Annotated in this window: 21 protein-coding genes; 12 read left to right on the forward strand and 9 right to left on the reverse strand. The window is 33.9% G+C overall.

The window, feature by feature from the left end; all coding sequences use genetic code 11:
* Positions 1-68 precede the first annotated feature (68 nt).
* Together DXU93_RS04300 and DXU93_RS04305 are read right to left on the reverse strand one after the other, a co-directional pair.
* Entirely contained in the window at positions 69-1,424 is a 1,356-nt protein-coding gene (locus DXU93_RS04300) for a sigma-54-dependent transcriptional regulator (RefSeq protein WP_116880027.1), read from the reverse strand.
* A gap of 410 nt (positions 1,425-1,834) precedes the next feature.
* Positions 1,835-3,424, reverse strand: coding sequence for a peptide chain release factor 3 (locus DXU93_RS04305; protein ID WP_116880028.1), 1,590 nt, complete (start codon positions 3,422-3,424; stop codon positions 1,835-1,837).
* An 86-nt stretch (positions 3,425-3,510) separates the two neighbouring features.
* Here DXU93_RS04305 and DXU93_RS04310 point away from each other — a divergent pair, with 86 nt between their 5' ends.
* From DXU93_RS04310 to DXU93_RS04325, 4 genes are all read left to right on the forward strand, one after another.
* Positions 3,511-4,293, forward strand: a complete 783-nt coding sequence (locus tag DXU93_RS04310) for a murein L,D-transpeptidase catalytic domain family protein (protein ID WP_116880029.1) — start codon at positions 3,511-3,513, stop codon at positions 4,291-4,293.
* A 246-nt stretch (positions 4,294-4,539) separates the two neighbouring features.
* Positions 4,540-4,731, forward strand: coding sequence for a cold-shock protein (locus tag DXU93_RS04315; RefSeq protein ID WP_116880030.1), 192 nt, complete (start codon positions 4,540-4,542; stop codon positions 4,729-4,731).
* 148 nt (positions 4,732-4,879) lie between these two features.
* A complete protein-coding gene (locus DXU93_RS04320; protein WP_116880031.1) occupies positions 4,880-5,554 on the forward strand; it encodes a response regulator transcription factor in 675 nt (224 codons plus the stop codon).
* Between the two features lie 102 nt (positions 5,555-5,656).
* Positions 5,657-6,190, forward strand: coding sequence for a hypothetical protein (locus DXU93_RS04325; protein WP_123776039.1), 534 nt, complete (start codon positions 5,657-5,659; stop codon positions 6,188-6,190).
* Between the two features lie 875 nt (positions 6,191-7,065).
* On the opposite strand, the gene DXU93_RS04330 is transcribed toward DXU93_RS04325, so the two are convergent.
* The 5 genes from DXU93_RS04330 to DXU93_RS04350 form a co-directional block, all read right to left on the reverse strand.
* The gene (locus tag DXU93_RS04330) at positions 7,066-8,403 is read right to left on the reverse strand and encodes a UDP-N-acetylmuramate--L-alanine ligase (RefSeq protein WP_116880033.1); all 1,338 of its coding nucleotides are present in this window, start codon (positions 8,401-8,403) and stop codon (positions 7,066-7,068) included.
* Positions 8,404-8,573: 170 nt separating this feature from the next.
* The gene (locus DXU93_RS04335) at positions 8,574-10,841 is read right to left on the reverse strand and encodes a tail fiber domain-containing protein (RefSeq protein ID WP_116880034.1); all 2,268 of its coding nucleotides are present in this window, start codon (positions 10,839-10,841) and stop codon (positions 8,574-8,576) included.
* Between the two features lie 234 nt (positions 10,842-11,075).
* Positions 11,076-12,074 carry a T9SS type B sorting domain-containing protein gene (locus DXU93_RS04340; protein ID WP_123776040.1) on the reverse strand — a complete coding sequence of 333 codons (999 nt, stop codon included), beginning with the start codon at positions 12,072-12,074 and terminating at the stop codon, positions 11,076-11,078.
* A gap of 176 nt (positions 12,075-12,250) precedes the next feature.
* Entirely contained in the window at positions 12,251-12,460 is a 210-nt protein-coding gene (locus DXU93_RS15340) for a T9SS type B sorting domain-containing protein (protein WP_116880329.1), read from the reverse strand.
* Between the two features lie 3 nt (positions 12,461-12,463).
* Positions 12,464-13,756, reverse strand: coding sequence for a hypothetical protein (locus tag DXU93_RS04350; RefSeq protein WP_116880036.1), 1,293 nt, complete (start codon positions 13,754-13,756; stop codon positions 12,464-12,466).
* A gap of 162 nt (positions 13,757-13,918) precedes the next feature.
* Between DXU93_RS04350 and truA the strand changes: the two genes are divergently transcribed.
* The 4 genes from truA (at position 13,919) to pheT (ending at position 20,358) form a co-directional block, all read left to right on the forward strand.
* Complete coding sequence (gene truA / locus DXU93_RS04355) at positions 13,919-14,662, forward strand: tRNA pseudouridine(38-40) synthase TruA (protein WP_116880037.1); 744 nt, start codon at positions 13,919-13,921, stop codon at positions 14,660-14,662.
* 162 nt (positions 14,663-14,824) lie between these two features.
* Positions 14,825-15,646: a PorV/PorQ family protein gene (locus DXU93_RS04360; RefSeq protein WP_116880038.1), complete on the forward strand. Its 822-nt coding sequence runs from the start codon at positions 14,825-14,827 to the stop codon at positions 15,644-15,646.
* A 2-nt stretch (positions 15,647-15,648) separates the two neighbouring features.
* Complete coding sequence (locus DXU93_RS04365) at positions 15,649-17,724, forward strand: helix-hairpin-helix domain-containing protein (RefSeq protein WP_116880039.1); 2,076 nt, start codon at positions 15,649-15,651, stop codon at positions 17,722-17,724.
* Between the two features lie 195 nt (positions 17,725-17,919).
* Positions 17,920-20,358 (forward strand): phenylalanine--tRNA ligase subunit beta, encoded by a 2,439-nt coding sequence (gene pheT / locus DXU93_RS04370; protein ID WP_116880040.1) that lies wholly within the window; start codon positions 17,920-17,922, stop codon positions 20,356-20,358.
* A gap of 67 nt (positions 20,359-20,425) precedes the next feature.
* Here the strand turns inward: pheT and DXU93_RS04375 are convergent, their stop codons facing one another.
* Positions 20,426-20,878 carry an RES family NAD+ phosphorylase gene (locus DXU93_RS04375; RefSeq protein ID WP_116880041.1) on the reverse strand — a complete coding sequence of 151 codons (453 nt, stop codon included), beginning with the start codon at positions 20,876-20,878 and terminating at the stop codon, positions 20,426-20,428.
* A gap of 2 nt (positions 20,879-20,880) precedes the next feature.
* Positions 20,881-21,306, reverse strand: a complete 426-nt coding sequence (locus DXU93_RS04380) for an antitoxin Xre/MbcA/ParS toxin-binding domain-containing protein (RefSeq protein ID WP_116880042.1) — start codon at positions 21,304-21,306, stop codon at positions 20,881-20,883.
* A gap of 250 nt (positions 21,307-21,556) precedes the next feature.
* On the opposite strand from DXU93_RS04380, the gene pepT reads away from it, so the two are divergent.
* The 4 genes from pepT (at position 21,557) to DXU93_RS04400 (ending at position 26,337) form a co-directional block, all read left to right on the forward strand.
* Positions 21,557-22,807 carry a peptidase T gene (pepT, locus tag DXU93_RS04385; protein WP_116880043.1) on the forward strand — a complete coding sequence of 417 codons (1,251 nt, stop codon included), beginning with the start codon at positions 21,557-21,559 and terminating at the stop codon, positions 22,805-22,807.
* A gap of 157 nt (positions 22,808-22,964) precedes the next feature.
* Positions 22,965-24,275: a DEAD/DEAH box helicase gene (locus DXU93_RS04390; RefSeq protein ID WP_116880044.1), complete on the forward strand. Its 1,311-nt coding sequence runs from the start codon at positions 22,965-22,967 to the stop codon at positions 24,273-24,275.
* Positions 24,276-24,308: 33 nt separating this feature from the next.
* A complete protein-coding gene (locus DXU93_RS04395) occupies positions 24,309-24,827 on the forward strand; it encodes a PH domain-containing protein (RefSeq protein WP_116880045.1) in 519 nt (172 codons plus the stop codon).
* The gene (locus DXU93_RS04400; protein WP_116880046.1) at positions 24,817-26,337 is read left to right on the forward strand and encodes a PH domain-containing protein; all 1,521 of its coding nucleotides are present in this window, start codon (positions 24,817-24,819) and stop codon (positions 26,335-26,337) included. The genes DXU93_RS04395 and DXU93_RS04400 overlap by 11 nt, the downstream gene beginning before the upstream one ends.
* The last annotated feature ends 1 nt before the right edge of the window (position 26,338 follow it).

Here is a 26,338-nt window from a genome sequence, read left to right on the forward strand (position 1 = left end):
CACTGAATTGTTTTGAATTGATTCAATCCTTTGACGGAGTAAATTTTTATCCGTTAAATATCGTGTTTCTATTTACGATTAATCTCTCCACTTTTAATAAGGTTATATATTTTCGATTTTCCTATATCGAGTTTTTCTGCAACTACAAGCACATTATCGTCGTATTTCTCTAGATAATGCGAGATAATTTCAACTTCGTAGGCTTTTAGTGTTTTTTCTTTATCAGAATAAGGGGAGGAATTAGTGACTTCATAAAAGGTTAAATCTTTTTCTTCAATAATGTTTTCATCAGCCATCACACAGGCTAAATCAAGGGCAGCCTTCAATTCTCTTACATTTCCAGGCCATTCGTATTTTTGTAATTTTGTTTTCGCTTCGCTGCTTAATTTTATTGGTTTAACCTTGTTGATTGAAACATATTCATCGATGAAATACTTTGCCAAAATAATAATATCCTGATCTCTCTTTCTTAATGGGGGAAGTTCAATGGGTAAACCTACTGTCCTAAAAAACAAATCTTCTCTAAAATTTCCTTCTTTAACTTCTTCAGGTAAGTTTCTATGGGTTGCTGAAATCAGTCGAATATCAACTTTTATAGGTTTATTTCCACCTACACGAACAACTTCTCTTTCTTGTAAAACCCTAAGTAATTTACTCTGTAGCGTTAAGTCCATTTCGCCAATTTCATCTAAGAATAGCGTACCGCCCTGTGCTTGTTCAAATTTTCCAATTTTAGTTCCTGTAGCTCCAGTAAATGCTCCTTTTTCATGACCAAATAATTCAGACTCAGCAAGTTCTTTTGGAATTGCTCCCATATTCACTGCTACAAATGGCTTTTTCTTTCGATTACTATTGAAATGAATGGCTTTGGCGTAAACTTCTTTCCCCGTTCCTGTTTCACCAGAAATGGAAACATTTATGTTAGAGTTAATGGCTTTTTGAAGTAATTTAAAAGTCTTTTTAATGGCATCACTTTGGCCTATTATGGTATTCTCAAAACTGTATTTTTGACCTAACTGTTCTTTAAGTTCCTCAACTTCTTGGCGTAAATTTAAATTCTCACGAATGTTTATGATTGATTTCCAGAGTATTTCTTTCGTGTTATCATTCTTTATAATATAATCTTTTGCACCTGCTTTGAGTAATTCTACAGCAACACTTATTTCTTCTTGGGCACTAATTACAATAACGGGAATGTTGTTGTTAAATGCATTTATTTCCTTAATTAGTTTGTTACCACTAATATCAGGTAAACCAAAATCCATACAGATCAAATCAGGTTTTTTATATAGATTACGAATGAGATCCTTCCCTGAAGTATAAAGTTCAAGATCGTAATCTGGGTTCATACTTAGGTGGTGTTGTAGAATTTGACCATACCAAGGGTCATCTTCTACAATGTATATTTTGAAATTTTGTTTCATAAAGTAGGTGTATTTCAATTTGTAAGACAGTTTTTAGATCTATTCTTAAAACTGCTTAAAAATTCTATGGTTAAAGATAATAAAAATTGTAGTTGAAGTCTACTTTTTCTCAAACTAATCCATTCAATAGGTCATCATAAATGGACAATAGTAGTGTTTTACAGTTACAAGTTTTAAATATTTTGATTTCAAATAATTGTATATCTGCCCAAAATAAGGTATTGCTTTATAAAATTTGCGATCACCTTTTATTTTTATTCAGTGATGTGTGAGAAGAGCCCCAATTATATGAATGAGTGCAATGATCATTTAAATGAAATCATCAAATTTGAGAGTAATGCCAAAACACTTTTAATGCTATTACTTAAAGTTATTGTATCACAACTCGTAATTAAAATATTCGTGAATATTTATTTTACCTTAAACTCACTTGTCTTATGGAAAGTGATTTCAGGATAATCTCTCTCCGCCATTTCAAGTAAGAAAGAAGTTTCGGCTAAGAAAACTAAATTCCCGTCTTTATCTTTGGCGATGTTCCCGACTTTTGCTTTTTGGAATTTTTCAAGTTCAGCTGGAATGTCTGAAGTTATCCAACATGCTTTGTGGTAATTCATTGGAGTGAATGAACACTTTGCACCATATTCGTGGAGTAAACGGTATAAAATGACATCAAACTGTAGTTGACCTACCGTACCAATTATCTTACGACTACCAGGTTCTTGAATAAACATTTGCGCAACTCCTTCATCCATCAACTGACGAATTCCTTTGTCTAATTGCTTAGATTTCATAGGGTCGTTATTTCGCAGTTCTTGGAAGAACTCAGGAGAGAAAGAAGGAATACCTACAAAGTTAAAGTCTTTTCCTTCTGTTAATGTATCTCCAATTTTGAAATTACCTGTATCGTATAAACCAATAACATCTCCTGGATAAGCCTCGTCAACAATACTCTTATCCTGGGCCATAAATGAGGTAGGATTGGCAAATTTTATCTTTTTAGAATTTCTTACGTGTTTGTAAAAAGTATTTCTTTGGAATTTACCAGAAACGATTCTTAAAAAGGCAATTCTATCTCTGTGGTTAGGATCTAAATTGGCATGTATTTTAAATACAAATCCTGAAAATTTAGAATTTTCTGGTTCTATGAATTGATCATCAGTATCACGTCCACGTGGAGAAGGGGAGATCTCAACAAAGGCTTCTAAAAGTTCCCTAACTCCAAAGTTGTTTACCGCACTTCCAAAGAATACTGGAGCAACTTTTCCACTTAAATAATCCTCTTGATTGAATGAATCGTAAACACCATCAACTAATTCAACTTCTTCACGTAATTCATTGGCCGATTTATCTCCGATAATCTCATCTAATTCTGGATCACTTAAATCTTTAAATTTCACCAACTCTTCACTAATTCCTGTTTTGTTGGCGTTGAATAAACTCAATTCATTTTGGTACATATTATACACCCCTTTGAATTCATCTCCCATCCCGATTGGCCAAGCTAGAGGTCGAACTTTGATGTCTAGTTTTTCTTCTATTTCATCTAAAACGTCAAAGGCATCCATACCATATCGGTCCATTTTATTAATGAATACAATAACTGGAGTGTTTCTCATTCGACAAACTTCCATTAGTTTCTCCGTTTGACTTTCCACACCGCTTGCATTGTCAATTACCAAAATGACACTATCAACAGCCGTTAATGTTCTGTAGGTATCTTCAGCAAAATCCTTGTGACCAGGAGTATCCAGAATATTTATGTGTTTTTCGCGGTAATCAAAAGCCATAACAGAAGTCGCAACAGAAATACCACGTTGCTTTTCAATTTCCATAAAATCGGAAGTAGCAGTTTTCTTAATCTTGTTACTCTTTACAGCACCTGCTGTTTGAATCGCTCCACCAAAAAGTAATAGTTTTTCAGTCAAAGTGGTCTTACCCGCATCAGGGTGAGCAATAATTCCAAACGTTCGTCTTTTTTCTATTTCTTTTTGATTTGTCATAAATATCGGGGCATTAGTCGAATAGCTGAAAATACTATCCAATTTCTTGGGCAAATGTAGTGACAATTTCTTATTTTTGCCCCGCTATGCTCAATAAAATACCCCTTCAATTTATAGTATTGCTTAGTGCTGTTGTACTATTATTTGGATTTACAAATGAAAAGCACAATAAAATTGTTAGTTCGTCATTCTTGCATTCAGAAGAATTGAAAGATACCATGACAGTCAAAAACATGGGTGGTGGAGATCATAATTGGGAGCAAAGTATCTATGAAAATTACCAAAGCTTGAACGATACAACACTCGATTTTAATGCTTTTTATTATGGTCTAAAAGGATTTTATCGTTTAAAAGAACAAGAAGACTTCTATAATGACTCTATTTTAACCATTGTAGATTTTACCCAACATTCATCTCAAAAACGCATGTATATTATCAATGTCAATACTTTTGAGTTGAAATTAAAAACCCTTTGTGCACATGGAAAGAATACTGGAGGAGCTATGGCAAGAAAGTTTTCTAATATAAGCGGTAGTTTACAGAGTAGTCTAGGATTTTTTAGAACTGCTGAAACATATAGAGGTAAATTCGATTATGCGTTAAGGTTAGACGGTTTAGAAGAGTCTAATTCAAAAGCACGTGCTAGGGGAATAGTTATTCATGGAGCTGATTATGCAACAGAGGATTTTATTCAAAGAAACAATGGTGTTCTTGGTCGTAGTTTTGGATGTCCAGCTTTACCAAAGGAAAGTGCTTCAACTATTATTGATATCATCAAGAATGGTTCTTGTTTCTTTATTTATTCAGATAACCTAAATTATTTAGGAAGTTCGGAGCTCATCAATAATGAAGACAGTCTAAATGGATAGTCAATTAATTGATTTTAGAGATGTAAGTTTTACATTTTTCATCCAAAATCTATATTTTTCTTCAAAACCTGTGTGTACATAGTATTCATCGGTGAGCCAATGAGAATAGGGGGTGGATCGTTTTATTACTGAAAATCAATATGAAGAGAGTGTTAATTTATTCTCTATATCGGAATTAAATAGATGTATTCCTTGCATAGTAGAAAGTCTAGATGTATATTTGTACTTTATTTTTAATTATTTATTATGCCACAAGGAACAGTTAAGTTTTTTAACACAGAGAAAGGGTTCGGATTTATCGTACCAGAAGAAGGAAATGATGTATTCGTACACGCAAACGGTCTAATTGACGAAATTCGTGAAGACGATAAAGTTGAATTCGACGTTGAAGAGGGAAGAAAAGGATTAAACGCTGTTAACGTTAAAGTTATCGGTTAGTATATAATTTATTTTAAGTACTCTAAAAGGCTATCGTTTTACGGTAGCCTTTTATTTTTGTCTAAACTTTAATATTACGGTCAATAGTTTTTAACTTTTTATTTAAAATCATTCTAATTAAGAAGAATAATATCTTATATTTGCCCCTATGAAAGTAATCATAGCAGATAGTAATGATATTGTTCGTGCAGGATTGAACGCTATTCTTTCTTCCGATCCATTGATACAAGTTGTTGATGAAGCAGTAAGTGGAGAAGAATTGCTTAAAGATTTGAAAGCGAAAAGTGCTGATGTGATTTTACTTGATTATACAGCACCTAACTTTTCAATTGATATTATTCCAAAGATTCTTTCTTCAGATAAACGATTAAAGATTGTTGCCATTACTCCAGAACAAAATCCATCTGTTATTTTAGATGCACTGAAATCAGGTGTGATGAGTTATATTAAGAAAGACTGTGATATTCCAGAAATATTGTCTTCTGTTAAAGAGACTTCTAATGGGAATAAGTTTTTCTGTGGTCAAATTTTAGATTCTATTCGCAAAGCATCTATTGACGTTGATGACCTTAATCATGAAGGTTTTTCTTGTGAACCAGTTTTACTTTCAGAAAGAGAATTGGAAATCATTAAGTATATCGCAGAAGGGAATACCAATGCTCAAATTGCTGATGTACTGTGTTTGAGTCCGCATACCATTACGACACACCGTAAAAACATTATGGCAAAATTAGGGACTAAAAATACTGCCGGTATTGTGATGTATGCAGTGAAATCGAACTTGGTGAGTCCAAATAAGTTCTTGTTTACAAGAGATGTTTAACGAATCATTCCCTTTTTTCATTGCTTTTCAATTTTTGTATTTGATTAGTTATGTCTTCATTATATTTACTTCTAGGTTTTAAATTTTTGATAATATTGAGTCATGAAGATTTTACTTATTTTTATTCTAGTGACAATAAATGTAATGGCACAAAAAGCTGGTTCACACCCGTATTATGAATTACCAGAATACTCAGAATCATTTACTGCTGGAACTGTTGCTTCTCGGCTAATTGATGGATTAAGAAAAGAAGACTTGGAATATAGACCAACTCTAGAATCACGTAGTGTAGCAGAAACAATTGACCACATTCATGGAATGACATCAATGGTGTTGAAGTCGGTGTGTAAAATCGATATAAATCCAACAGAGGATCACAACTTTGAAGAAAAAAGAGCTAAAATTTTAATGAATTTAAAATCTGTTAGTGCTATTTTAAAAACAGCAAAAGCAGAGGAGTTTGAAAATTTCAATATAAACTTGAGAAACCATGAATCTGTTCCTTTTTGGTTTTTTATCAATGGTCAAATCACAGATAGTATCTGGCACTGCGGACAAATATCATCATTTAGAAGAATTACGGGAAACCCAATTAGTTCTAAAGTGAGCTTTTTTAGAGGAGAGGTGAAGGATTAAAAAATTGATAATTCATAATTATTTAACTAGAAAGATTTCTCAGTCACTGCGTTCCATCGAAATGACATTTTTATTCGGATCATATCGTCGCGCGTAGCGCGACGACTAATCACCTAAAGCCACGTCATTCCGATGGAGTAGAACGACGAGGAATCTCGATTGCCTAACTCAACCCTGTTGTTTTTAGTGTGAAACGGAAATACCCAGTCACAACATTTCAAACAACCTGCAATGCTGGAGAAATCTGAGGGCTTTAAAAAAGAATCCAAACGTTACTCTTCTTGGATGCGCATAAGAAAACCACGTTTGTGCCCCACATGGCTTCATCCTTTCTGAAAAAAGATTTCTCAGTCACTGCGTTTCATCGAAATGACATTTTTATTCGGATCATATCGTCGCGCTTCACGCGACGACTAAACATCCCAAACGGCGGTCATTCCGATGGAGTAGAACGACGAGGAAACTCTATTGACCAACTCAACCCTGTTGTTTTTAGTGTGAAACGGAAATTCCCAGTCACAACATTTCAAACAACCTGCAATGCTGGAGAAATCTGAGGGCTTTAAAAAAGAATCCAAACGTTACTCTTTTTGGATGCGCATGGCTTCAGTCTTTTTGCGGCAACCGACCGAAGGGAGCTCATGAATACAAATAAAACAGACAAGGATGAATAATGGGGAAAAGTAAATAGAACACTTTAAAAAGTTAGACCTTAAAAGAAAAGTTTGTGTGATTTCGCTTTTCCTTCAGCAAACAGAGAAACAGCGGAAGAAAAAGCAGTACTGTAAAAGAGTTTAGAGTATTAAAACTTTGAAAATGAAAAATACATTAATTTTTCATTTTTCATTATTCTTTTTTCACTTCTCATATTCTACTTACAATTCATTATAATCAATTCCATCGAAATTTCCAGAGCTCATCATTAGTAATACCATATTATCCGTACTTTCTTGTTCGATGAAATCTAAAACATTTTGAGTTTCTGTTTCCACTTGAACATTTTCCCCAAAGGCCTCAAAAACATCTTTCTTGGTTATTGGATCTAGCTTTTTATGTGCTACAACTTTTGGACTGAAATAAACCAATGCTTTATCTGCCGTTTCCATGGCATTTAAATAATGTGGCAAAAATTCCTTCTTTAACGATGAAAAGGTGTGTAACTCCATGCAAGCCACTAGTTTTCTGTCAGGATATTGCTCCTTAACAGCAGCGGTTGTCGCTTTTAATTTACTCGGAGAATGTGCAAAATCTTTGTAAAGTACACGTTCTGGTGTTTCACTGACTTTCTCTAATCTTTTTCCTGCGCCTGTGAAATCTTTCATAGCGTTTAAGAAATCAGTAGGAGTGATGCCTAATGCCTCAACAACTTTTAGAGCTCCATGTAAATTCTGTAAATTATGTGCTCCAAAAATCTTTAAATGAAATTCTTGACCGTCATAGTGAAACAGTGTTCCGTTTTCCTGAACTTCATATTTAGGCGTATTGTAAGATTTTAATTGGAGTCTTTTACTTTGCTTCAAGGCTACTTTTTGAACATCTTCATCTTCTTCATTGTAAACCAAAACACCATTTTCTTCAATGATGTTACAGAATTGATCAAACTGACCAACATAATTATCGTAAGTCGGAAAAACATTAATGTGATCCCAGGCAATTCCTGTAATCATGGCTATATGTGGTTTATATAAATGAAATTTTGGTCTTCGGTCAATTGGCGAACTTAAATATTCATCACCTTCAAGAATGATGACATCGTTTTCTTCGGTTAATTTAACCATGCAATCATAACCTTCTAATTGCGCACCTACCATATAATCTACAGGGAAATCGAGAATTTGCAAAGCATGTAAAATCATAGAGGTCGTTGTGGTTTTACCATGTGAACCACCAATTACAACACGCTTTTTGTTTTTGGATTGCTCATAAATGTATTCAGGATAAGAGAAAATCTCTAATCCTAATTCTTTTGCCTTAGCTAATTCAGGATTATCTGGTCTGGCATGCATTCCCAAAATCACAGCATCTAAATCCGAGGTGATGTTGCTTACATTCCATCCAATGTTTTCTGGCAAAATTCCTTCTTTTTTCAATCGCCCTTTTGAAGGTTCAAAAATTTCATCATCAGACCCCGTAACTTCGAATCCTTTTCTTGATAATGCAATGGCTAAATTATGCATAGCGCTTCCTCCAATGGCGATAAAATGAACTTTCATGAATTGTATATTTTTGGTTTGATAAAATTACTTAAGTTTCATCACAGATTGAATGGGTAAACACTTTTCTATTAACTTTTAAGTGTTGATAGGTAGGGAACGAAGTATAAATAAAATGGTTAAACAAAAGAGGTCAAATTAACTCCAACCTCTTTTTATGATTGTAAAATCTATCTTTTTATCATTTTCTTTGTATTTACAGCTTTGCCATCAGCTATCAAAGTATAGGTATAAAGACCTGAAGATAAATCAGCACCGTAAACAGTTAAACTTCCTTTTCCACGGTCTATAATTTCAACCGATTTAATCAGTTTACCCATATTATTATAGAAATGTAATTGTGCCTTTTGAACAGATTCTGGTATTGAAAAATCGATAACCGTTTTTTCAGCAAAAGGGTTAGGCACATTTTGATCAAGAATGATTGTCTCTCGATTGTTCAAAATAACAGATAATTGAGATTCTAATTCATTTTGGTCTTCTTCACTATTCGTATTTATGGCTTGTTGATTTAGTTGACATAGAATAGGTAGGATATTACTCAAACAACTTTCAAGATGAGTTAAACGATTGTTTAAGTCATATAACAAAGAATCCTTAGAATTTATTACTTCATTTAAACTATCAATTTCTGTTTGTTGTTCTTGGAAGCCTTTAGTAAGAATAGGGATAAAAGACTGATAGTTTAATGATTTAAAATTAACTTGTTGATTAATTACGTTTCCTAGAGAATCATACGAGGCAGGGAAAATAGATTCCGATACTATATCTGGTAGGATTTGTTCAACATCTTGGGCAATAAAACCATATTGAGTACCATCTGCCAAATTCATTTGAGGAAAGGCAGTATGTTTAAATTCAAAATTAACAGGGTTTAATTGATTGATAACCTGTGTTGCATTGGTTATGTTATGAATGTTATCTTTTAATATAGAGTCTGATGAAAAGTTATCGCTACCAGTTCTAACTACATCACCATCGAAAAAGCCAGCATAACTTGTTGCTGAACCACCAAAGCTATTTGCTGAACCATAGACACCATAATTAACACCAGTAGAATTAGATGCGATTGCACGAATTCCGTAATTTTGACTACCGCCAACAGCTAATGCATCAACACCATAATTTACATCTCCATAACCAGCTGAAACATCAATACCATAATTTGTCAAACCTACATTTACTCCGTCAAATAAGGTAGAAGAATGGAACCTTCCTCCAAAATTGTTTGAAGCATTTTCTCCAATACCCCAAACACCGATGTTTTCTCTATTATCCTTTAGAGATTCACTATGAACACCTACTCCAATACCTAAGTAAGGCTGTGAAAAACCAATATCAGTATTGACAACCTGTAACCCCATTACTAGTAATGGATTGTTAATCCCCAATTCTCTATAAACATTTAATTTTGCTGGAGCTTGAGCATTGCAATCTCGTCCAATAACTACTCTATTTTCATCTTGATCCAATGAGGTTGAAGGATCTGAAAAATAGAAATTATGACTTTCTAGTGGAATTTCATAATTATTAGCTAATGGGTTCTGCGTTGTACCACAGTTATTACCTAAGTTTCCCCCAGCAGTTCCTCCATCAACATAGATTACATCTCCATTATTATCTACAGACAAAACACCGTTTCCTGGATTTAAAATAGGTTGTTGAGAAGATGTTAAGTTTGTAAATCGAAGTCCGCTTGATCCCCCAGGTGCTCCCCAATAAGGTGAGCCAGACGATGACATTATTTCTAGTGTATTACTTGGAATAGTTCCTGCTGAATTAAAATCACCAATACCCATTCTACCATTATCTTGACCGTCTGCCCACATTCTAGCAATTTCAAAACCATTCTGTGTAGATGCAATACCGTTATTTGGAGCAGCAGTAAAAACAAATCTAAGGTTATCCCCATTTGCTGGATTTGAAGAGGGGTTATTACCAAAGTTTATTATCGCTTCATTTCTGTCATTTGCTATTTCTCTGAGACCAATATACATATTATCAAAACCTCCATCACTACCGTAGAAAGTTCCAATATCCATCCATTGTCTCCATCCGGCTCCAGATGCTCCATCATCACCAATATGTAACATTGTTAAAGGATGAGCAGTACCGATTCCTACGTTTCCTGCTCGTGCTGTTGCAAACCAAGGCCCAGTCATACTTAGGTTATGATCTTGACCTAGAATACGCATGCGTTCATTATTGCCACCTGCGTTAAAAATCATATCGCGTTGAGAAGCTTGTAATGTTATGTTTTGATTACTAACTTCTTGTCCATTGGCTATAGGGCTATTTAAGGTCGTAAATATTTGAAATTTTTCGGTTGATGTTCCTGAAGTTGCCCCTGTAAATAATTGCCATCGGTTTACTATATTATTTGCCCCATCCGTTCTAATTAAATTTCCACGTTGGTAGTCAATAGGAGCACCTAACAAGAAATCATGTAGATGAATCCGGGCAAGTGGGGTAACTCCCGTTGCAGTATTGAAGTTTCCAAATCCCCAACTCTTCCAGTCGTTGTTGCCGATGCCGTTTGTGCCTACTCCGTAGAGATTATTAAGATTGCCTTGTTGATGCCATTGTGATTGTCCATAACTTACACTTGTTAACGCAACATTTAAAAAAAAGTGTTATTGATAATTTTAAATTTTTCATTGTTCTAGATATTATCACCTAAACAAATGAATAAACCCGTGTTTTGGTTCACCATTGATATATGCTTTATAAAAATACACCCCTTCTGTGCATGGTTTTCCTTTACAGTTGCCGTCCCACTTGGGGCTGTTTTTGTTTAATTCTGTCACTTTATTTCCCCATCGGTTGAGTATTAAAACATAGTCTGAAGCGTTTTTAAAATCGATACTCCAAAAGTCATTACTTCCATCGTTGTTGGGGGTGAAGGTATTTGGAAAAACAATAGTTTTATCTACTTCCTCCCCTTTACAAGGACAATTCTTACTGCCAAGCCTAGCAACCCAAACATCATCTATAAAATAATAAGCAGTATATGAATTGCTGTCCAACACAGTGCTGTTTTGGTTACTATAAAAACTACCTATGGTGAGAAATTTTTCACCTCCCTTGGCTACATATTCTACATTAATTTCAGTCCAATTATTTGTATCTGAAATAAAATTAGCAACAGGGTTTTCAACTGATGGAGTTGTATAATAACCAAAATTTTGAATTAGACTATCTTTTGTAAAAAGAAAATGTAGATTAGAAGTGGCTGTACCAATTGTATTTGTAGTTTTATTCACAACATACATACTGACACAATAAGTAGAATCTTTTAAAAGAGAATCATTCAATTCCACTTCAATTCTTTCTCTACTGGATGAGGATTGCCAAAATCCAATCCCCGCATATCCTTTTCCAGTTCTTGCAAATTGATAACCTGCCCAGCTTAAAGGTACTCCAGATTCACCTTGTGGAGCACACTCATGAAATAAATCAGAGCTGCTACTTGTTTCAAAATCGGTAGAATCCCAAAACCAAGGAGTCGGTTGAAACCAAGGTTTTGCAAGATGTATTTGTCCCGGGTCAGGCATTTCAGGACACTGAACTATTTCTTCAAAACTAGGATTTGGAACTAAATTTTGTGCATTTAATATATCGATGTAAAAGTTTGATATAAATAAAACTATGTATAAAACGAGTTTATTCAAAATGAATAGTTGTTTTTTAATATTTAATTAATTACTCCATCACGCAGGAGTTCAGCGTGTAGTTGGCTACAATACTATTTCTTGCTTCCAAAACCGTCATGGGGGATGAGCGAAAATTAATGATTGTTTCATAAGTTCTGAATTGTTTTAATAACTATTGATTTTAGATTACTTGTTTATTTAAAGAGATGGAAAAAACCACTCTTGTTTTCCTTTTTTTTATTTGGATGGGTTAACTCTATTTTATAATAGTAAACTCCATCTGTAACAGTTTTTCCTTTATAATTCCCATCCCATAAAGGAACTTTCTTAACCTCATTGTTATTTACAGAAAGAGTATCAGTATTTATTTCATTGCCCCACCTATTAAAAATCGAATAACATATCTTTTAGTAGCCATATATATTGACAGTAAAAACATCATTATCTCCATCATTGTTTGGGGTGAATACATTCGGAATTCTTACAGAAGGCTCTATTACATATTCATTTGGATTGTTTTCACACCCATCACCCTCATTAAAAATATAATCCATAAAGTTTGGTAAACTTTCTCCTGATAAATTTCCGTCCAAGTCTATAGTATGATAACTAAGATAGGCATCTCCATTTTCTTCGTTTGGATTTTCAATAACACTTATTGAAGGATGAGTCATATAACTCGCACCAATATAAATTTTGCCGTCATTACCTAGTTGTAAACCCTTAAGTGCAGAATTATCAGTTCCTTGATCATCAATCATTTTAAAGCTACTTTGAATAGTCAAAGTATCGGAACTGCATAAATCGTATTGATAGAGCTGGTATCCGCTTGAAGTAAAGTATATTTTTGAGCTATTTGGAGAAAAACTAAAATACAACCCACCGTAAGCGTTATCCAAAAAACAAAAATGATCTATATTTCCTGTAGAATTATCAAAGGAAAACAATTCTGAATATAAAAAAGTATATGTTGAATCGTAAATATGATTGGCTAAACTCATATATTTTGAATTGGGAGAGATTTTCACACTACTATTATATCTATCTAGAGGATAACCAACATGTTGAATGTCAGGTGTAGTATTTAACCCATTGTTATTTAAACTATATACCCTAAAATTGCTATTATCAAATTCGTGTGTTACAATCCAAAAGTCATTTCCGTTGGCGTGAATAGTTGCTGTTTGTGCCTCTGTTGAAGGAGCAAAAAGTAATACTCTTTTTTGCCCATTTACAACATCTCCATACCCTCCATTCAAGGACATGTCAATAAGATTATAGCGATATCCATCTGCTCCAAAGTTTTCTGCGCAATCAGTGGTGAAAAGATAATATTGGTCATTATCACCTGGGTGCGGAACGATTAATGCCCCTTGTGTGCTGCTGTTTTGCCCAAGACCTGTGGCACAAGCGGTTGAGGCTAAACCTGTTCCGTTGGGCATTGGATTATGGTTTCTGTCCCATATAGTATCACCATCAGTATAAAAGAGTAGGTTCCCATTGATATCACTCATAGTGGCACAGCCTTCTTTAGCGTGAAGTTGTCCATCATTAATTGCAACAAGATTTCCACTGCTAAAATCTAACCCAGCACCATGTCCAAAGTACCATTTATCGGCACGTTTAGCTTCTGGATTTTGTTGTCCGAATAGTAAAAAGCTACTTCCTAAAATAATAAGTAGAAATGCTAATTTATTCATTATGAATGTTTTTAATTAATCTAAATTACTAAATTTAAGTTAAATTGTAAAATTTGTTAAGAGTTTAACATCTAATGTACTGTTTAGCCTCTAATGTACTGGTTTAAGTATTGAAACGGTCTTTTTGGACATTTAAAACCGATAATTTAGTAATTTTGCGGCATGAAAAAGCGATTATTTTTTCGATGTGCCTATGACGGTACTCATTATTCTGGATGGCAAAAGCAACCCAATGCAAAAACAATTCAAGGAGAAATAGAGGAGAAGCTCTCTCGTTTGTTTGGAAATCAAAGTGTTGATATTGTTGGTTGCGGAAGAACTGATGCTGGGGTACATGCGAGTCAGTCTTATTTTCATGCTGATTTACCAACAAATTTTGCCCCTGATCAACTTAGATACAAGTTGAATAATATGTTACCTCTGGATATCGCAATTAACGAAATTGTTGAAGTTGCAGAAGATGCGCATGCAAGATTCGATGCAACACGTAGAACTTATTATTATTTCTTGCATCAACATAAATTGCCTTTTCACCAAAATGATAGCTGGTATTATCCTCGAAAATTGGATGTAGAGAAGATGAATGAAGCCACCCAATTTTTATTGGGAAGACAAGATTTTACTTCTTTTTCAAAATTACATACTGATGTCAATAATAATTTTTGTGATATTTCTTTTGCAGAATGGAAGCATGTAGGTGATCAATTACGCTTTGAAATAAGAGCCAATCGTTTTTTAAGAAATATGGTTCGTGCCATAGTAGGAACTTTGTTGGAAGTTGGAAATGGCAGTATTGCTCCAGAAGAAGTGAGGAATATCATAGCAAAAGAAGATAGGGGAGCTGCCGGTTGTTCTGTTCCTGCTAAAGGATTGTTTTTACAGAAAATAAAGTATCCTTATTTATAACTGGGTTTTGGTTGAGGACTCTTGTTTAGGAATATTTTTTTAAGCAAAGGAGAAGAAGTACTGGTATTCGTATTTAAAAATATTTATTCCCTTTGAATGGGTATTTCTAAATTGAACCTATTATATTCGTTCCATATTAGTATTTATTCATAAATTCAATTGATGAAATCACTACTTATAACCGTATTAACATTTGTCAGTATTTGTTCATTAAATGCACAAGGCTGGCTTTCTCAAGGAGCTCGAGTTGGAGCAATGGCCAATAATGGTGTAACATTAATTGATGCTTTTTCTTACCATCACAATCCAGGAGCTTTAGGTTTTATTGAAAATGCAAGTGTTGGGGTATCATACGAAAGCAGATACGCTTTGAAAGAATTGCAAACGCAAAGTGTGGCCGCTGCTGTTCCACTTAAAACCGGGGTGATTTCAGCAGGTGGGCAGTTTTATGGATATGACACTTATCGCACAACAAGAGCGGGTTTAGGATACAGCATGAAATTATCTGATAGAATAGCTGCTGGTGTTCAAATCAACTATTTAAGTACAAGACTAGATCCAGCTTATGGTGTTAAACACGGAATTAGTGCTGAATTTGGTGCTTTAGCTAAGTTAAATGATCGTTTAAATATTGGTTTTTCTGTTGTGAATATCGGTCGTACTGAGATTTCTGAATATAAAAATGACCGTTATGGTACAATTTTAAGATTGGGACTTTCTTACCAAATCTCTGAAATGTTATTATTGGTTGGTGAGATTGAACAAGAGATTAATTTTGATACGAGACTCCGTGCAGGAATTGAATATCACCCGATTGATTTATTGTATATACGTGCTGGTGTTCAAGGAGCACCAATGGATTTTGCTTTTGGTTTTGGTTTAGCATTTGAAAGAATTAAGTTGGATTTGGCAACTCAATACAATCAGTATCTAGGTTGGACTCCAGCTGCTTCATTTGTATTTGATTTTAATAAAAAGAAGTAGAAATGAAGTATTTATTACTGTTTTCATTCTTGATTTTTGCATTGCTTGGACTAAGTCAATCCAAAAATGAAGTCATCCAACAAAGAATTGAATTTATTGCTCAAGACCTTGACGCTGAAGAAGTTTCTTTAGAAGATATTTTCGATGTTTTAAATGCTTACTACGACAATCCATTAAATTTAAATATTGCTACCAAAGAAGATTTGCAAGAAATCATGTTGTTGAATGATTTTCAAATAAATGCCTTGTTAGCGAAAAGAGATGAAGTTGGTGCGTTCAGTACTTTGTTTGAATTAAAGGATATTGAATATTGGGATTTATTGACACTTGATAATATCATTCCTTTTGTTCGTGTTTCTAAAGTTGAAGAGAAAAAACAAGGAAATTTAAAAAAATACCTCGCCGAAGGAAATGTGGAAGCTTATTTCCGTTATCAAAGAGTTTTGGAGGATAAAGTTGGGTATAGCGATGTTAGTCCTGAAGAAAAAGAGGAGAGTTCAAAATATTATTGGGGAGATCCAAATAAACTCTATTCTAGGATTCGTTATACACATAAAAATGATTTCAGTATTGGGGTAACCATGGAAAAAGATCCTGGTGAACAGCTTTTTGGGGATAAATCACCGAATGGCTTCGATTTTTATAGTGCTCACGCCTATTATAGCGGTAATAAATTTGTAAGAAAAGCAGTAATTGGAGATTATCAAGTTCAGATTGGGCAAGGTTTGGCCATGTGGACCGGTTATGGCTTTAGTAAAACAGCAGATGCTACATCAGCAAAGAAAAATGCACGTGGATTAAAGCCTTATGCTTCAACTGATGAAACACGGTTTATGCGTGGTGCAGGAGTAGAACTTGGTGTTGGAGACTTTTCTTTAACTACTTGGGGTTCTTACAAAGGTGTGGATGGCTCTTTGGAAATGTTGGATACCTTAGATTCTGAAGAAGCAAGATTAGCTTCCTCAATTAATTTGAGTGGATATCACCGAACAAGCTCTGAAATTGATCGTAAAAACAGTCTGATGGAAATGATTTACGGTGCCAACGTAAAATATGAACGCCGTAATTTCCAGATTGGAGTTTCTGCTATTCAACAAGCTTATGATGCTTTTTATCAGCGTTCAGATAATTTGATGAATAAATATCAGTTCGCTGGAAAAGAATTGACCAGTTTAAGTGCTGATTATTCTTTTATTGTTAGAAATTTAAGCGTGTACGGTGAAGTGGCTCAAAGTCGAAGTTCAAATGCTATTGCCGTTTTACAAGGTCTAACAATGGCTTTGGGTAGAAAAGCTTCTCTGACAGCCTTATATAGAAACTATCCAAAAGATTATCATACTTTTTATGCGCAAGGATTTGGAGATGGAAGCAATACCAATAACGAGTCTGGACTTTATTTGGGAGGATCATTCAAACTGAATAGACAATGGCGTTTAAATACTTATGTAGACTTTTTCAAATCTCCATGGTTGAAATACCGTGTAGATGCTCCTAGTGATGGACATGAGGTGTTAAGTCAGTTAACTTATCGACCAAGTTCAAAGTTTGAAACTTATATCCGTGTCCGTGAAAAAGATAAAATGATTAACGTTAGTGAATTTGAAGGAAATATTCGTCCTGTGGAGCGCTATAAACAAAGGAAGTATCAATTGGGGTTAACTGCTGATTTAGGTTCAGGATGGAAGTGGAGGTCACGAATTGATTATGTAACGGACCAACGTGATAGTGAAGGAAAGCAAGATGGTTTTGCATTAACTCAAGATTTATTATATCGTAGCAAGCAATTTCCGATTGAATTGACTTTAAGATATGCTATTTTTAATACAGATAGTTACGATACAAGGGTTTATTCTTACGAATACAACTTGGAAAATGTCTTCAGTATTCCTGCTTATTTTAATAAAGGAAGTCGAACTTACGTAATGTTGAGGTATACTTTCTGGAACGAAACCTGCGATTTATGGTTGAGATATGCAGCATTTGTATACAATCAAGAAGATGTCTTGAGTAGTGGTTCTGAAGAGATTGAAGGAAATGTTAAAAGTGAAGTAGGAGTTCAGTTGAGAGTGAGGTTTTAATAATTAGAATTAAATACTTTGGCTAAAATCCCCAATAAATTTCTGCATAAGTTGAACTTTTATTCAGTAATGATTTGATAAAATCTCTCAAATCAGAAAAAGTCAGAATTCATCCTAACAAAGTCAGAACCACAAACCGATTAACACAATATTTTGACTATTTTTGTCCATTGAAAATACCGAAATTAAAGAAGAATGAAAATTTCCTATAACTGGTTAAAAAATTACGTAAAAACGGAGCATACTCCACAACGTTTAAGTGAGATTCTAACGGATACTGGCTTAGAAGTTGAAGGTTTAGAAAAAGTTGAAGCCATAAAAGGTGGACTTAAAGGTGTTGTTGTTGGACAAGTGACCAGTTGTGTTCCTCATGAAAATGCTGATAAATTAAACGTTACAACTGTTAATGTTGGCGCGGAAGAAGAATTACAGATTGTTTGTGGAGCACCAAATGTAGCAGAAGGTCAAAAAGTAATTGTTGCAACCGTTGGAGCAACGCTTTATCCAACACCAGAAGAGCCTTTCAAAATTAAGAAAGCTAAAATTAGAGGTGTTGAATCTTTTGGGATGATTTGTGCCGAGGATGAATTAGGTTTAGGTATTTCTCACGATGGTATTTTAGTTTTACCAGAAGAAACCAAAGTAGGTCAGGAAGCTGCAGAATATTTTAATTTATCTGATGATTATCAAATTGAAATAGGATTAACACCGAATAGAAGTGATGCTTTAGGTCATTTAGGTGTAGCCCGTGATATTGTGGCTTTTAACAAAGTTCATAAAGAAGAAAAGACTGGACTTCAAATGCCTGATATTAGTGCGTATGAAGTTGTTGAAAATAGCGATAAAGTAAAGATTAATGTTGAAGCTCCTGAAGCGTGTACTCGTTATGAAGGGTGTGTAATTTCAAATGTTAAGATTCAAGCTTCTCCAGATTGGTTGAAGAACTATTTGTTAGCTATTGGCTTAACTCCAATCAATAATGTCGTAGATGTTACAAATTTCGTGATGCACGAATTGGGAACACCGTTACACGCTTTCGATTTAAGTAAAGTAGGAGAGCAAATTATTGTGAAAAACGCTCAAGAAGGTGAGAAATTCACAACTTTGGATGGTGTTGAACGAACATTATCTGAACATGATTTGATGATTACTAATGGAAAGAAAAACCTTGCTATTGCAGGAGTTATGGGAGGTCTGAAATCAGGGGTAATTGAAGATACGACTTCCATTTTCCTTGAAGCGGCTTACTTTAATCCTGTAAGTGTGCGTAAAACAGCAAAAAGACATGGTTTAAATACTGATGCTTCTTTCCGTTTTGAGAGAGGAGTGGATATTTGCATGGTTCCTTTTGCAATGAAAAGAGCTGCAACATTGATTGCTCAACTGGGAGAAGGAAATATTTCTCATGAACCAATTCCTTATTATCCTAAACGCGTTGAACCAAATGAGGTGATGTTCAGTTATTCTCGTTGTAATCAATTGATTGGTAAAGAAATTGACGTAGAAAAAATAGGTGAGATTTTAAATGCATTAGATATTCAAATATTGCACAACAATGGAGATCAAGTAAAACTTAAAATACCTACTTATCGCGTTGATGTTACCCGTGAAGCTGATGTAATTGAAGAAGTTCTTCGTATTTATGGTTTCAATAATATTGAATTACCAAAGAAATGGAATATTAGTTTGTCTGATCAAAACTTGAGAAGTGAGGAAAAACGTTTAAATACAATCGCTGACTTACTTGTTTCACAGGGTTATTTTGAGATGATGAATAATTCATTGACTTCAAGTAAATATATTGAAGAGCATGGTGGAGAGACTTTTTCTGTAGACAATGCAGTTAAAATGTTGAATCCTTTAAGTTTGGATTTAGATGTAATGCGTCAATCTTTAATTTTTCAAGGATTAACGACTGTTGCTCACAATAAAAATCGTCAAAATGCTGATTTGGGATTGTTTGAGTTTGGTAAAGTATATCAGAACTTCAATAATGAATTTTCTGAAAACAAACGATTATCAATATTCTTAACTGGTAAAAAAGAACCAGAACAATGGAATGCAAACCAAGAAGAGGTGTCATTCTTTACCTTGAAAGGTATTGTTTCAACTATTTTAGATCGTCTAGGATTGGGAAGTATTGTTTCAATGAAAGCATTGAAAAAATCTATTCTTGAGGATGGAATGCAGTTGTATATTCAGAAAAATAAGATTGGTGAAATAGGGTGGACTAGCTCAAAATTAAATAAAAGTCTTGGTTTAAAGCAGCGTGTTTATATCGCTGATTTAGATTGGGATATGATTTTGAGTTTAGGGAATAGAAATAAAGTTCAATTCTCTCCTTTACCTAAAACTTTTGCCATGAGACGTGATTTTTCATTGTTAATGGATAAAGCAGTTACTTTCCAAGAAATCGAAGAAATCGCTCGTAAAACAGATAAGAAATTACTGAAGGAGGTTAATCTTTTTGATGTTTATGAAGGAGATAAATTAGAAGAAGGAAAGAAATCATACGCTGTAAGTTTCTACTTCCAAGATGCTGAAAAAACACTAAAAGATGATCAGATTGAGAAAATCATGGAGAAGATCCGTCTTCAATTAGAAAAGCAGCTTTATATTGAATTGAGAAAATAGAATTTTAAATCGCAAAGGTGTACAGATGTGCATCTTTGCGTATTTTATAGTTCTTGAATAATCTATCTTAAAATAACCTCCCATCAAAAAAGTATGCTTCATTTCTAACAAGTTTCACTTTTTCTTCAAATAGTGGGTGATTGGTATTAATGATGTAGTTAAATTCCTTTTCAATTACAGCTGAAGGTACTTTGAGAATTAACGATCGATTATTTCTGTACCATTCTGAGCCAATTTCCTGGAGTTTATAATACATGTTGAACTTTCTCCAATTTTTCGGAAGGTCCTTTATTAAGATTTGTTCATATAATTCTTCATCATCGGGGAGTGAGATATTCATCACTTCATAGTTTGGATTTGGACTGATTGAATTACGATGAACCACTAATTCAAGCGTAGATAATGATCTTGAAGCACTTGTGTAAATAACAAATTCATTTTTTTTATTCCATCTGTTGGCAGCCCCAGAACTTGTTAATTTTTTGGAGTGTTTTTGATGAGAGATTCTAAAGACTTCCATGTTTATGCGTTATCACCGTATTCTATACCTGTGAGGCGATCTTCAATGTATCTGATACCTGATATGGTTTTAAAAAAATCGACAGGTGCTTCATTGTTGAAGTGGAAATTGGGAGTGTCTAACCATGAATTAAAAGCTTCTTTGGAACCAAAAACTATTTCTCCTTTTTTGTATAAAGCAACGATAAGCAAAAATTTTTCTTTAAAAGGTAGGGTGATGTCAGTTTTTAAACTTTTATAATTCTGATAGGTTTTCTCACTGATATTAAACCAATCTGAGATTATTTTATCCGTTTTTTGAGCTAATTTCTTTAAGAATTGAAATTCCTTTGTTGCGATATTCACAGTGTTCATGTAGTAAATCATTTCTACGTCAGAAACTGTAGATGGAGTGTCTTCTATTTTGTATTGTTGCTCTTTATTTTTCATCTGCTCATTTTTACCAAAAATACGTATTATTACCTTTGTTTGAAAGTAAAATTACTTTTTTTATAATTTTTTTATGTTTTTCGCCTCTTTTGAATAATGTTTTCAATTCAATAGAGATGTTACTTTTAATAAAAAAAGTGTGTTGCAAAATTGTTTATTGACTTGGATTCAGAGTAGAATCTTTAGGTGGTATTGCCCTAACAATACTCTTTTTTATTTATCTTAGCGATTCAATAAAAGATATAAAAAAATGGCAATAAAAGATTATAATCACAAGGTAGCAGAGCGTTTAATGCGCTATGTGCAAATCGATACAACAGCAGATCCAAATTCAACTTCTTTTCCATCAACGGAGATTCAAAAAGACCTAGGTAAAGTACTTGTTCAAGAATTACTTGATCTTGGTGTTGAAGATGCGGAAATGGATGAATGGGGATATGTTTTTGGAACTGTTAAGGGGAATACTTCAAATGATGTTCCAACGATTTGTTTCTGCGCACATATGGATACAGCTCCAGATGTTACAGGAAAGAACGTGAAGCCGATTTTACATAAAAACTATGATGGTAATCCTATTACTTTGCCAGACGATAATAATCAGGTAATTACCACAGATAAACACCCATATTTGAAAGAGAAAATTGGTGATGATTTAATTACTGCAAGTGGTTTAACTTTACTTGGAGCGGATGATAAAGCAGGTGTTGCTTGTATCATGGATTTCGTGGAATACCTAATGGGGAATCCTGGAATTAAACATGGTGATATTCGAATTTTATTTACACCTGATGAAGAAGTTGGTCGTGGTGTAGATCATTTAGATATGGAAAAATTGAATGCCGACTATGGATATACACTTGATGGTGGTGTTCAAGGTTCAATTGAAGACGAGAGTTTTTCTGCTGATGCTGTGAAATTAACTGTTCATGGTGTTAGTGCGCATCCTGGTTATGCTAAAGGGAAGTTAATTAACGCGCTAAAATTAGGAGGAAAGATTCTTGCTGCTCTTCCTAATGATAGCTGGTCTCCAGAAACAACAGAAGGTAGAGAAGGATTTGTTCATCCTACATCTTTTGATGGAATTCAAGAAAAAGCAACTTTAGGATTTATTATTCGTGATCACGAAACAAGTAAATTAGCTGAATATGAAGCACGTTTGAAAGAAATTGCAAAAAGTGTTATTGATCAGTATCCTGGTGCAAGTTTCGAATTTGAAGTATCGGAACAATACAGAAACATGAAGGAAATATTGAAAGAAGTTCCTTTTGTTACTGAATACGTGATTGACGCAATGAAAAAAGCAGATGTTACTCCACGCCCTGTAATTATTCGTGGTGGAACAGATGGTTCTCGTTTATCTTTCATGGGACTTCCTTGTCCAAACTTGTTTACCGGAGAAATGGCTATTCACTCTAAACATGAGTACGTAAGTGTGCAAGACATGCAAAAAGCGGTGCAAACAATGGGTGAGTTGGTTCAAATTTGGGAACAACATAAGTAGACCAATATTTTAATAGATTAGAAAGAGACGTTCAATAATGGACGTCTCTTTTTGGTTTTAACGGACATTATTCACTCTTTATATGTCTAAAAAGGATTTTCTTGATTTTATTGTGTTTCTGAACAAACACTAACTATCTTTGAACAAAAATTATACAATGTCTGAATTATTCATAAAACTTGGAGTTAATCCTGAAATTCAAAAGGTACTTAACGCTAAAAACATCTTACAACCAACAGAAATTCAATCACAAGTCATTCCTTTGTTTTTAAAGCAATCAAATGATATTGTTGCAACAGCAAAAACGGGAACTGGTAAAACAGCTGCTTTTGGATTGCCTTTATTGCAATTAGTTGACGTTCAAAATTCAAATATTCAGGCACTTATTTTGGCACCAACAAGAGAGTTAGCGCAGCAAATTCATACACAGCTTATTGATTTTGGTGCTGCTATTGACGGCTTAAAAGTGAGTTTGTTGACGGGAGGAAGTTCTTTAAAAAGTCAACAAGAGGAATTGAATACTACACCTCAGATTGTGATTGCTACACCAGGACGTTTGATGGATTTAATGGAGCGTAATGCCTTATCGTTAAAATCTGTTCAACATTTGGTGCTTGATGAAGCCGATGAAATGTTTCAGGCTTTTAAAGAAGAATTGCAGACAATTACCAAAGCGCTTCCTCAAACAAAGAAATCTTATTTGTTCAGTGCAACAATGCCAAGTCAGGTAAAAGACTATGTGCATAATTTTATGTCAAAAGATGTTTTAACTGTGGCTGCTGAAATGGAAGTAAAGGCACATGCGGACATTGAACATCAATATACAGTTGTTGAGCCAATAGAAAAATTAGATGTTTTACTTCATTTTTTAAGTTCACAAGAAGGAAACAGAGGAATTATCTTTTGTAGAACAAAGGCTGCAGTAAATAAATTAGCGAAGAACCTTGCTAAACGAAAAATCTCATCAGGTGCAATTCACGGGAGTTTAACACAGAAAATCCGTGATCGCATCATGGAGCAGTTTAGAGAAGGACACATCAATATTCTAGTGGCAACAGATCTTGTCGCACGTGGAATTGATGTGAAAGAATTGGCTTATGTGGTAAATTATCACCTTCCAGATACTGTTGAAAACTATGTTCACCGTAGCGGTAGAACTGGTCGTGCTGGAGAAAAAGGTCTTTCAATGACTATTTTACAAACCGAAGAAGTAGCTGAAATCCGGAGATTTGAAGAAGAATTAGAGATTCAGTTTAATGTGGTTGGAAAAGCAGATACTGAAGACCTAGAATCAAATAAAATGATTGTTTGGGCCAATAAAGTGTTGAAATCAAAATTAGACAAATCTATTCCAAACGAAGCCAAAGAGGAAGTGAGAAATGTGTTTAACCGCCTTTCAAAAGATGAATTGATTGATAAAATTGTTTCTAATTATTGGAAGGAAAATAAAGGAAAACACAATTCTTAATTTTTATTTACATTTATTGAAAATAATGATAGAATGTTAGATTTTGAAAACAATACGCTTAACATAGAAGATTTACCTAAGTTTGAAGAGGTAGAGAAGAGTCCTGTTTCTATACGTTACTTAAAAGTACTGCGTTTGCTTTATTTGATCTTTTTATTTGTGTTTTTAGGAGGATTAACAGCATTGTTTTTTATTCCAAAATTTCCCATTGTATTGTTTTTGATCATAGCTAGTGTGGTTGTTACAATATTTGGAATCCTTATTTTAGAAGTTGAAAAAGGTTTTCCAAAACGAAAATTCGCTTTAAGAGAAAAGGATATTCTTTTTCAAAAAGGCTTCATTATCTTTAGAGAAACGATTGTTCCTTATAAAAGGATTCAGCATGTAGAGGTGAAGCAAGGTCTGTTGTTTAAAGCGTTTAATATTGTAATAATTAAAGTATTTACTGCTGGTTCCTCAAGTGGCGACCTTAGTTTATTTGGACTTGACCCTGAAGATGCAGATAAAATGAAAGCACAAATTTTAAAAATTGCAGATTTAGATGAAGACTGATTTTTCTTTTCCAAATCGGCAAAATTTACGTGGTATTCTTGTGCTATTCTTTATGAATATCATAAAAGGTATCAAACACAATTTTTATGTTTTGCTACCACTTTTAAGTAGTGATTTCCGTGAAAAATACCTGTTTACAATTTTAATCGTTGCTGCAGTTGTTATCGTGGTTTTATTACTTTATTCTTATAAAAGTTACCGTAATTTTGTTTTCCATATAGAAGAACAACGTTTTTTTCTAAAACATGGTGTACTTCGTTTTTCCAAGACAGAAATTCCTTTCGATCGTATTCAAAATATCAACATCAAGCAAAATTTAATTCAACAAGTACTGAATGTAGTTGGATTGGAGATAGAAACAGCTGGTCAAAATTCCGCTGAAATTCAAATTAGAGCTTTAAAAAGAGATGTCGCAGATGAATTGAAATCGATTTTATTACAAAAAGCAGCGCAACAAACTAAAGTTGAAAAGGAAGATGGAAGTGCTGAAAACATTGCCGAAGAAAAAGAAATAGCTGTTGAAACAAAAAGTCCACAACGTGTATTTTCGCTTGATTTCCTTCAGTTGATTAAAGTAGGGATGAGTTCCAACTATTTGAAAGGCTTTGGTATTATGCTTGCATTTTTTGGTACTATTTTTCAAATTATCGAAAAACAGTTCGAGGAATATTTAGATGCGACTTTTGAAAATATGGATGCAAGTGTTATGGAAGGCTTTAATAGCTTTTTTGCAGGTTTGTTTGTGTTCATTATAGTTGTTTCTTTCCTTGTCACAGTCATTAGTGTGGTGATAAAATATTTTGACTTGAAATTGACCAAAACAGGTGATGATTATGAAGTGGAATACGGTTTAGTTAAACGCGTAAGTCAAGTTATTAAGAAGAACAAAACACAAGTTTTTGAAGTAGAGGAGAACCCCATAAAGGACTTGCTTAAAATCAAAAATATTTTTGTTAGTCAAGCTTCCGCACAAGAGTTAAGTAAGAAAAAAAAGATTGGAATTGTAGGTGTTTCCGATGAAAACCTAAGTCAATTATTTGAGTCTTTATTTGATTTGCCCTATCCGCAACATTTCATAACTGCAAAAAGTAGTTACCGATTACTTTTTAGAGTCCTCATCAAATATATTGTGCTTTCGTTGCTCATTGGGATCATTTTGTATAACTGGCAAGGATTGATGTTTAGTACAATGATAACATCTTTCATCTTTGTTATATTCTTTTATGTAGCGTATAAGAAAGTACAAAAAAGCTACATTGGAGTGAATGATGATGTTTTGCAAGTGCATGGAGGATCAATTCATACCATAAATAAATACGTGTCCACCTATAAAATTCAATCAATTGTAATGAAAAGGAATTTGTTTCAGCGCAGAAACGGACATGCCGACATCATTATTTATACGGCTTCTGGGCAATTGCGTATAGCTTACCTAAAGTATGCTGAAGCGAAAAAAGTGATAAACTACTTAACTTATAAAGTGGAGTCGAGCAATCAAAGTTGGATTTAAT

Source organism: Brumimicrobium aurantiacum (genome assembly GCF_003402975.1).
Lineage (GTDB): Bacteria > Bacteroidota > Bacteroidia > Flavobacteriales_D > Crocinitomicaceae > Brumimicrobium > Brumimicrobium aurantiacum.

Excerpts from the sequence above, each read along its gene's own strand:
- pepT (WP_116880043.1), top strand. The coding sequence starts at position 21,557 with ATGGCAATAAAAGATTATAATCACAAGGTAGCAGAGCGTTTAATGCGC.
- DXU93_RS04350 (WP_116880036.1), bottom strand. The coding sequence starts at position 13,756 with ATGAATAAATTAGCATTTCTACTTATTATTTTAGGAAGTAGCTTTTTA.
- DXU93_RS04310 (WP_116880029.1), top strand. The coding sequence starts at position 3,511 with ATGCTCAATAAAATACCCCTTCAATTTATAGTATTGCTTAGTGCTGTT.
- DXU93_RS04315 (WP_116880030.1), top strand. The coding sequence starts at position 4,540 with ATGCCACAAGGAACAGTTAAGTTTTTTAACACAGAGAAAGGGTTCGGA.
- DXU93_RS04400 (WP_116880046.1), top strand. The coding sequence starts at position 24,817 with ATGAAGACTGATTTTTCTTTTCCAAATCGGCAAAATTTACGTGGTATT.
- DXU93_RS04305 (WP_116880028.1), bottom strand. The coding sequence starts at position 3,424 with ATGACAAATCAAAAAGAAATAGAAAAAAGACGAACGTTTGGAATTATT.
- truA (WP_116880037.1), top strand. The coding sequence starts at position 13,919 with ATGAAAAAGCGATTATTTTTTCGATGTGCCTATGACGGTACTCATTAT.
- DXU93_RS04390 (WP_116880044.1), top strand. The coding sequence starts at position 22,965 with ATGTCTGAATTATTCATAAAACTTGGAGTTAATCCTGAAATTCAAAAG.
- DXU93_RS04375 (WP_116880041.1), bottom strand. The coding sequence starts at position 20,878 with ATGGAAGTCTTTAGAATCTCTCATCAAAAACACTCCAAAAAATTAACA.
- DXU93_RS04395 (WP_116880045.1), top strand. The coding sequence starts at position 24,309 with ATGTTAGATTTTGAAAACAATACGCTTAACATAGAAGATTTACCTAAG.
- DXU93_RS04320 (WP_116880031.1), top strand. The coding sequence starts at position 4,880 with ATGAAAGTAATCATAGCAGATAGTAATGATATTGTTCGTGCAGGATTG.
- DXU93_RS04325 (WP_123776039.1), top strand. The coding sequence starts at position 5,657 with ATGAAGATTTTACTTATTTTTATTCTAGTGACAATAAATGTAATGGCA.
- DXU93_RS04365 (WP_116880039.1), top strand. The coding sequence starts at position 15,649 with ATGAAGTATTTATTACTGTTTTCATTCTTGATTTTTGCATTGCTTGGA.
- DXU93_RS04380 (WP_116880042.1), bottom strand. The coding sequence starts at position 21,306 with ATGAAAAATAAAGAGCAACAATACAAAATAGAAGACACTCCATCTACA.
- pheT (WP_116880040.1), top strand. The coding sequence starts at position 17,920 with ATGAAAATTTCCTATAACTGGTTAAAAAATTACGTAAAAACGGAGCAT.
- DXU93_RS04360 (WP_116880038.1), top strand. The coding sequence starts at position 14,825 with ATGAAATCACTACTTATAACCGTATTAACATTTGTCAGTATTTGTTCA.
- DXU93_RS04330 (WP_116880033.1), bottom strand. The coding sequence starts at position 8,403 with ATGAAAGTTCATTTTATCGCCATTGGAGGAAGCGCTATGCATAATTTA.
- DXU93_RS04300 (WP_116880027.1), bottom strand. The coding sequence starts at position 1,424 with ATGAAACAAAATTTCAAAATATACATTGTAGAAGATGACCCTTGGTAT.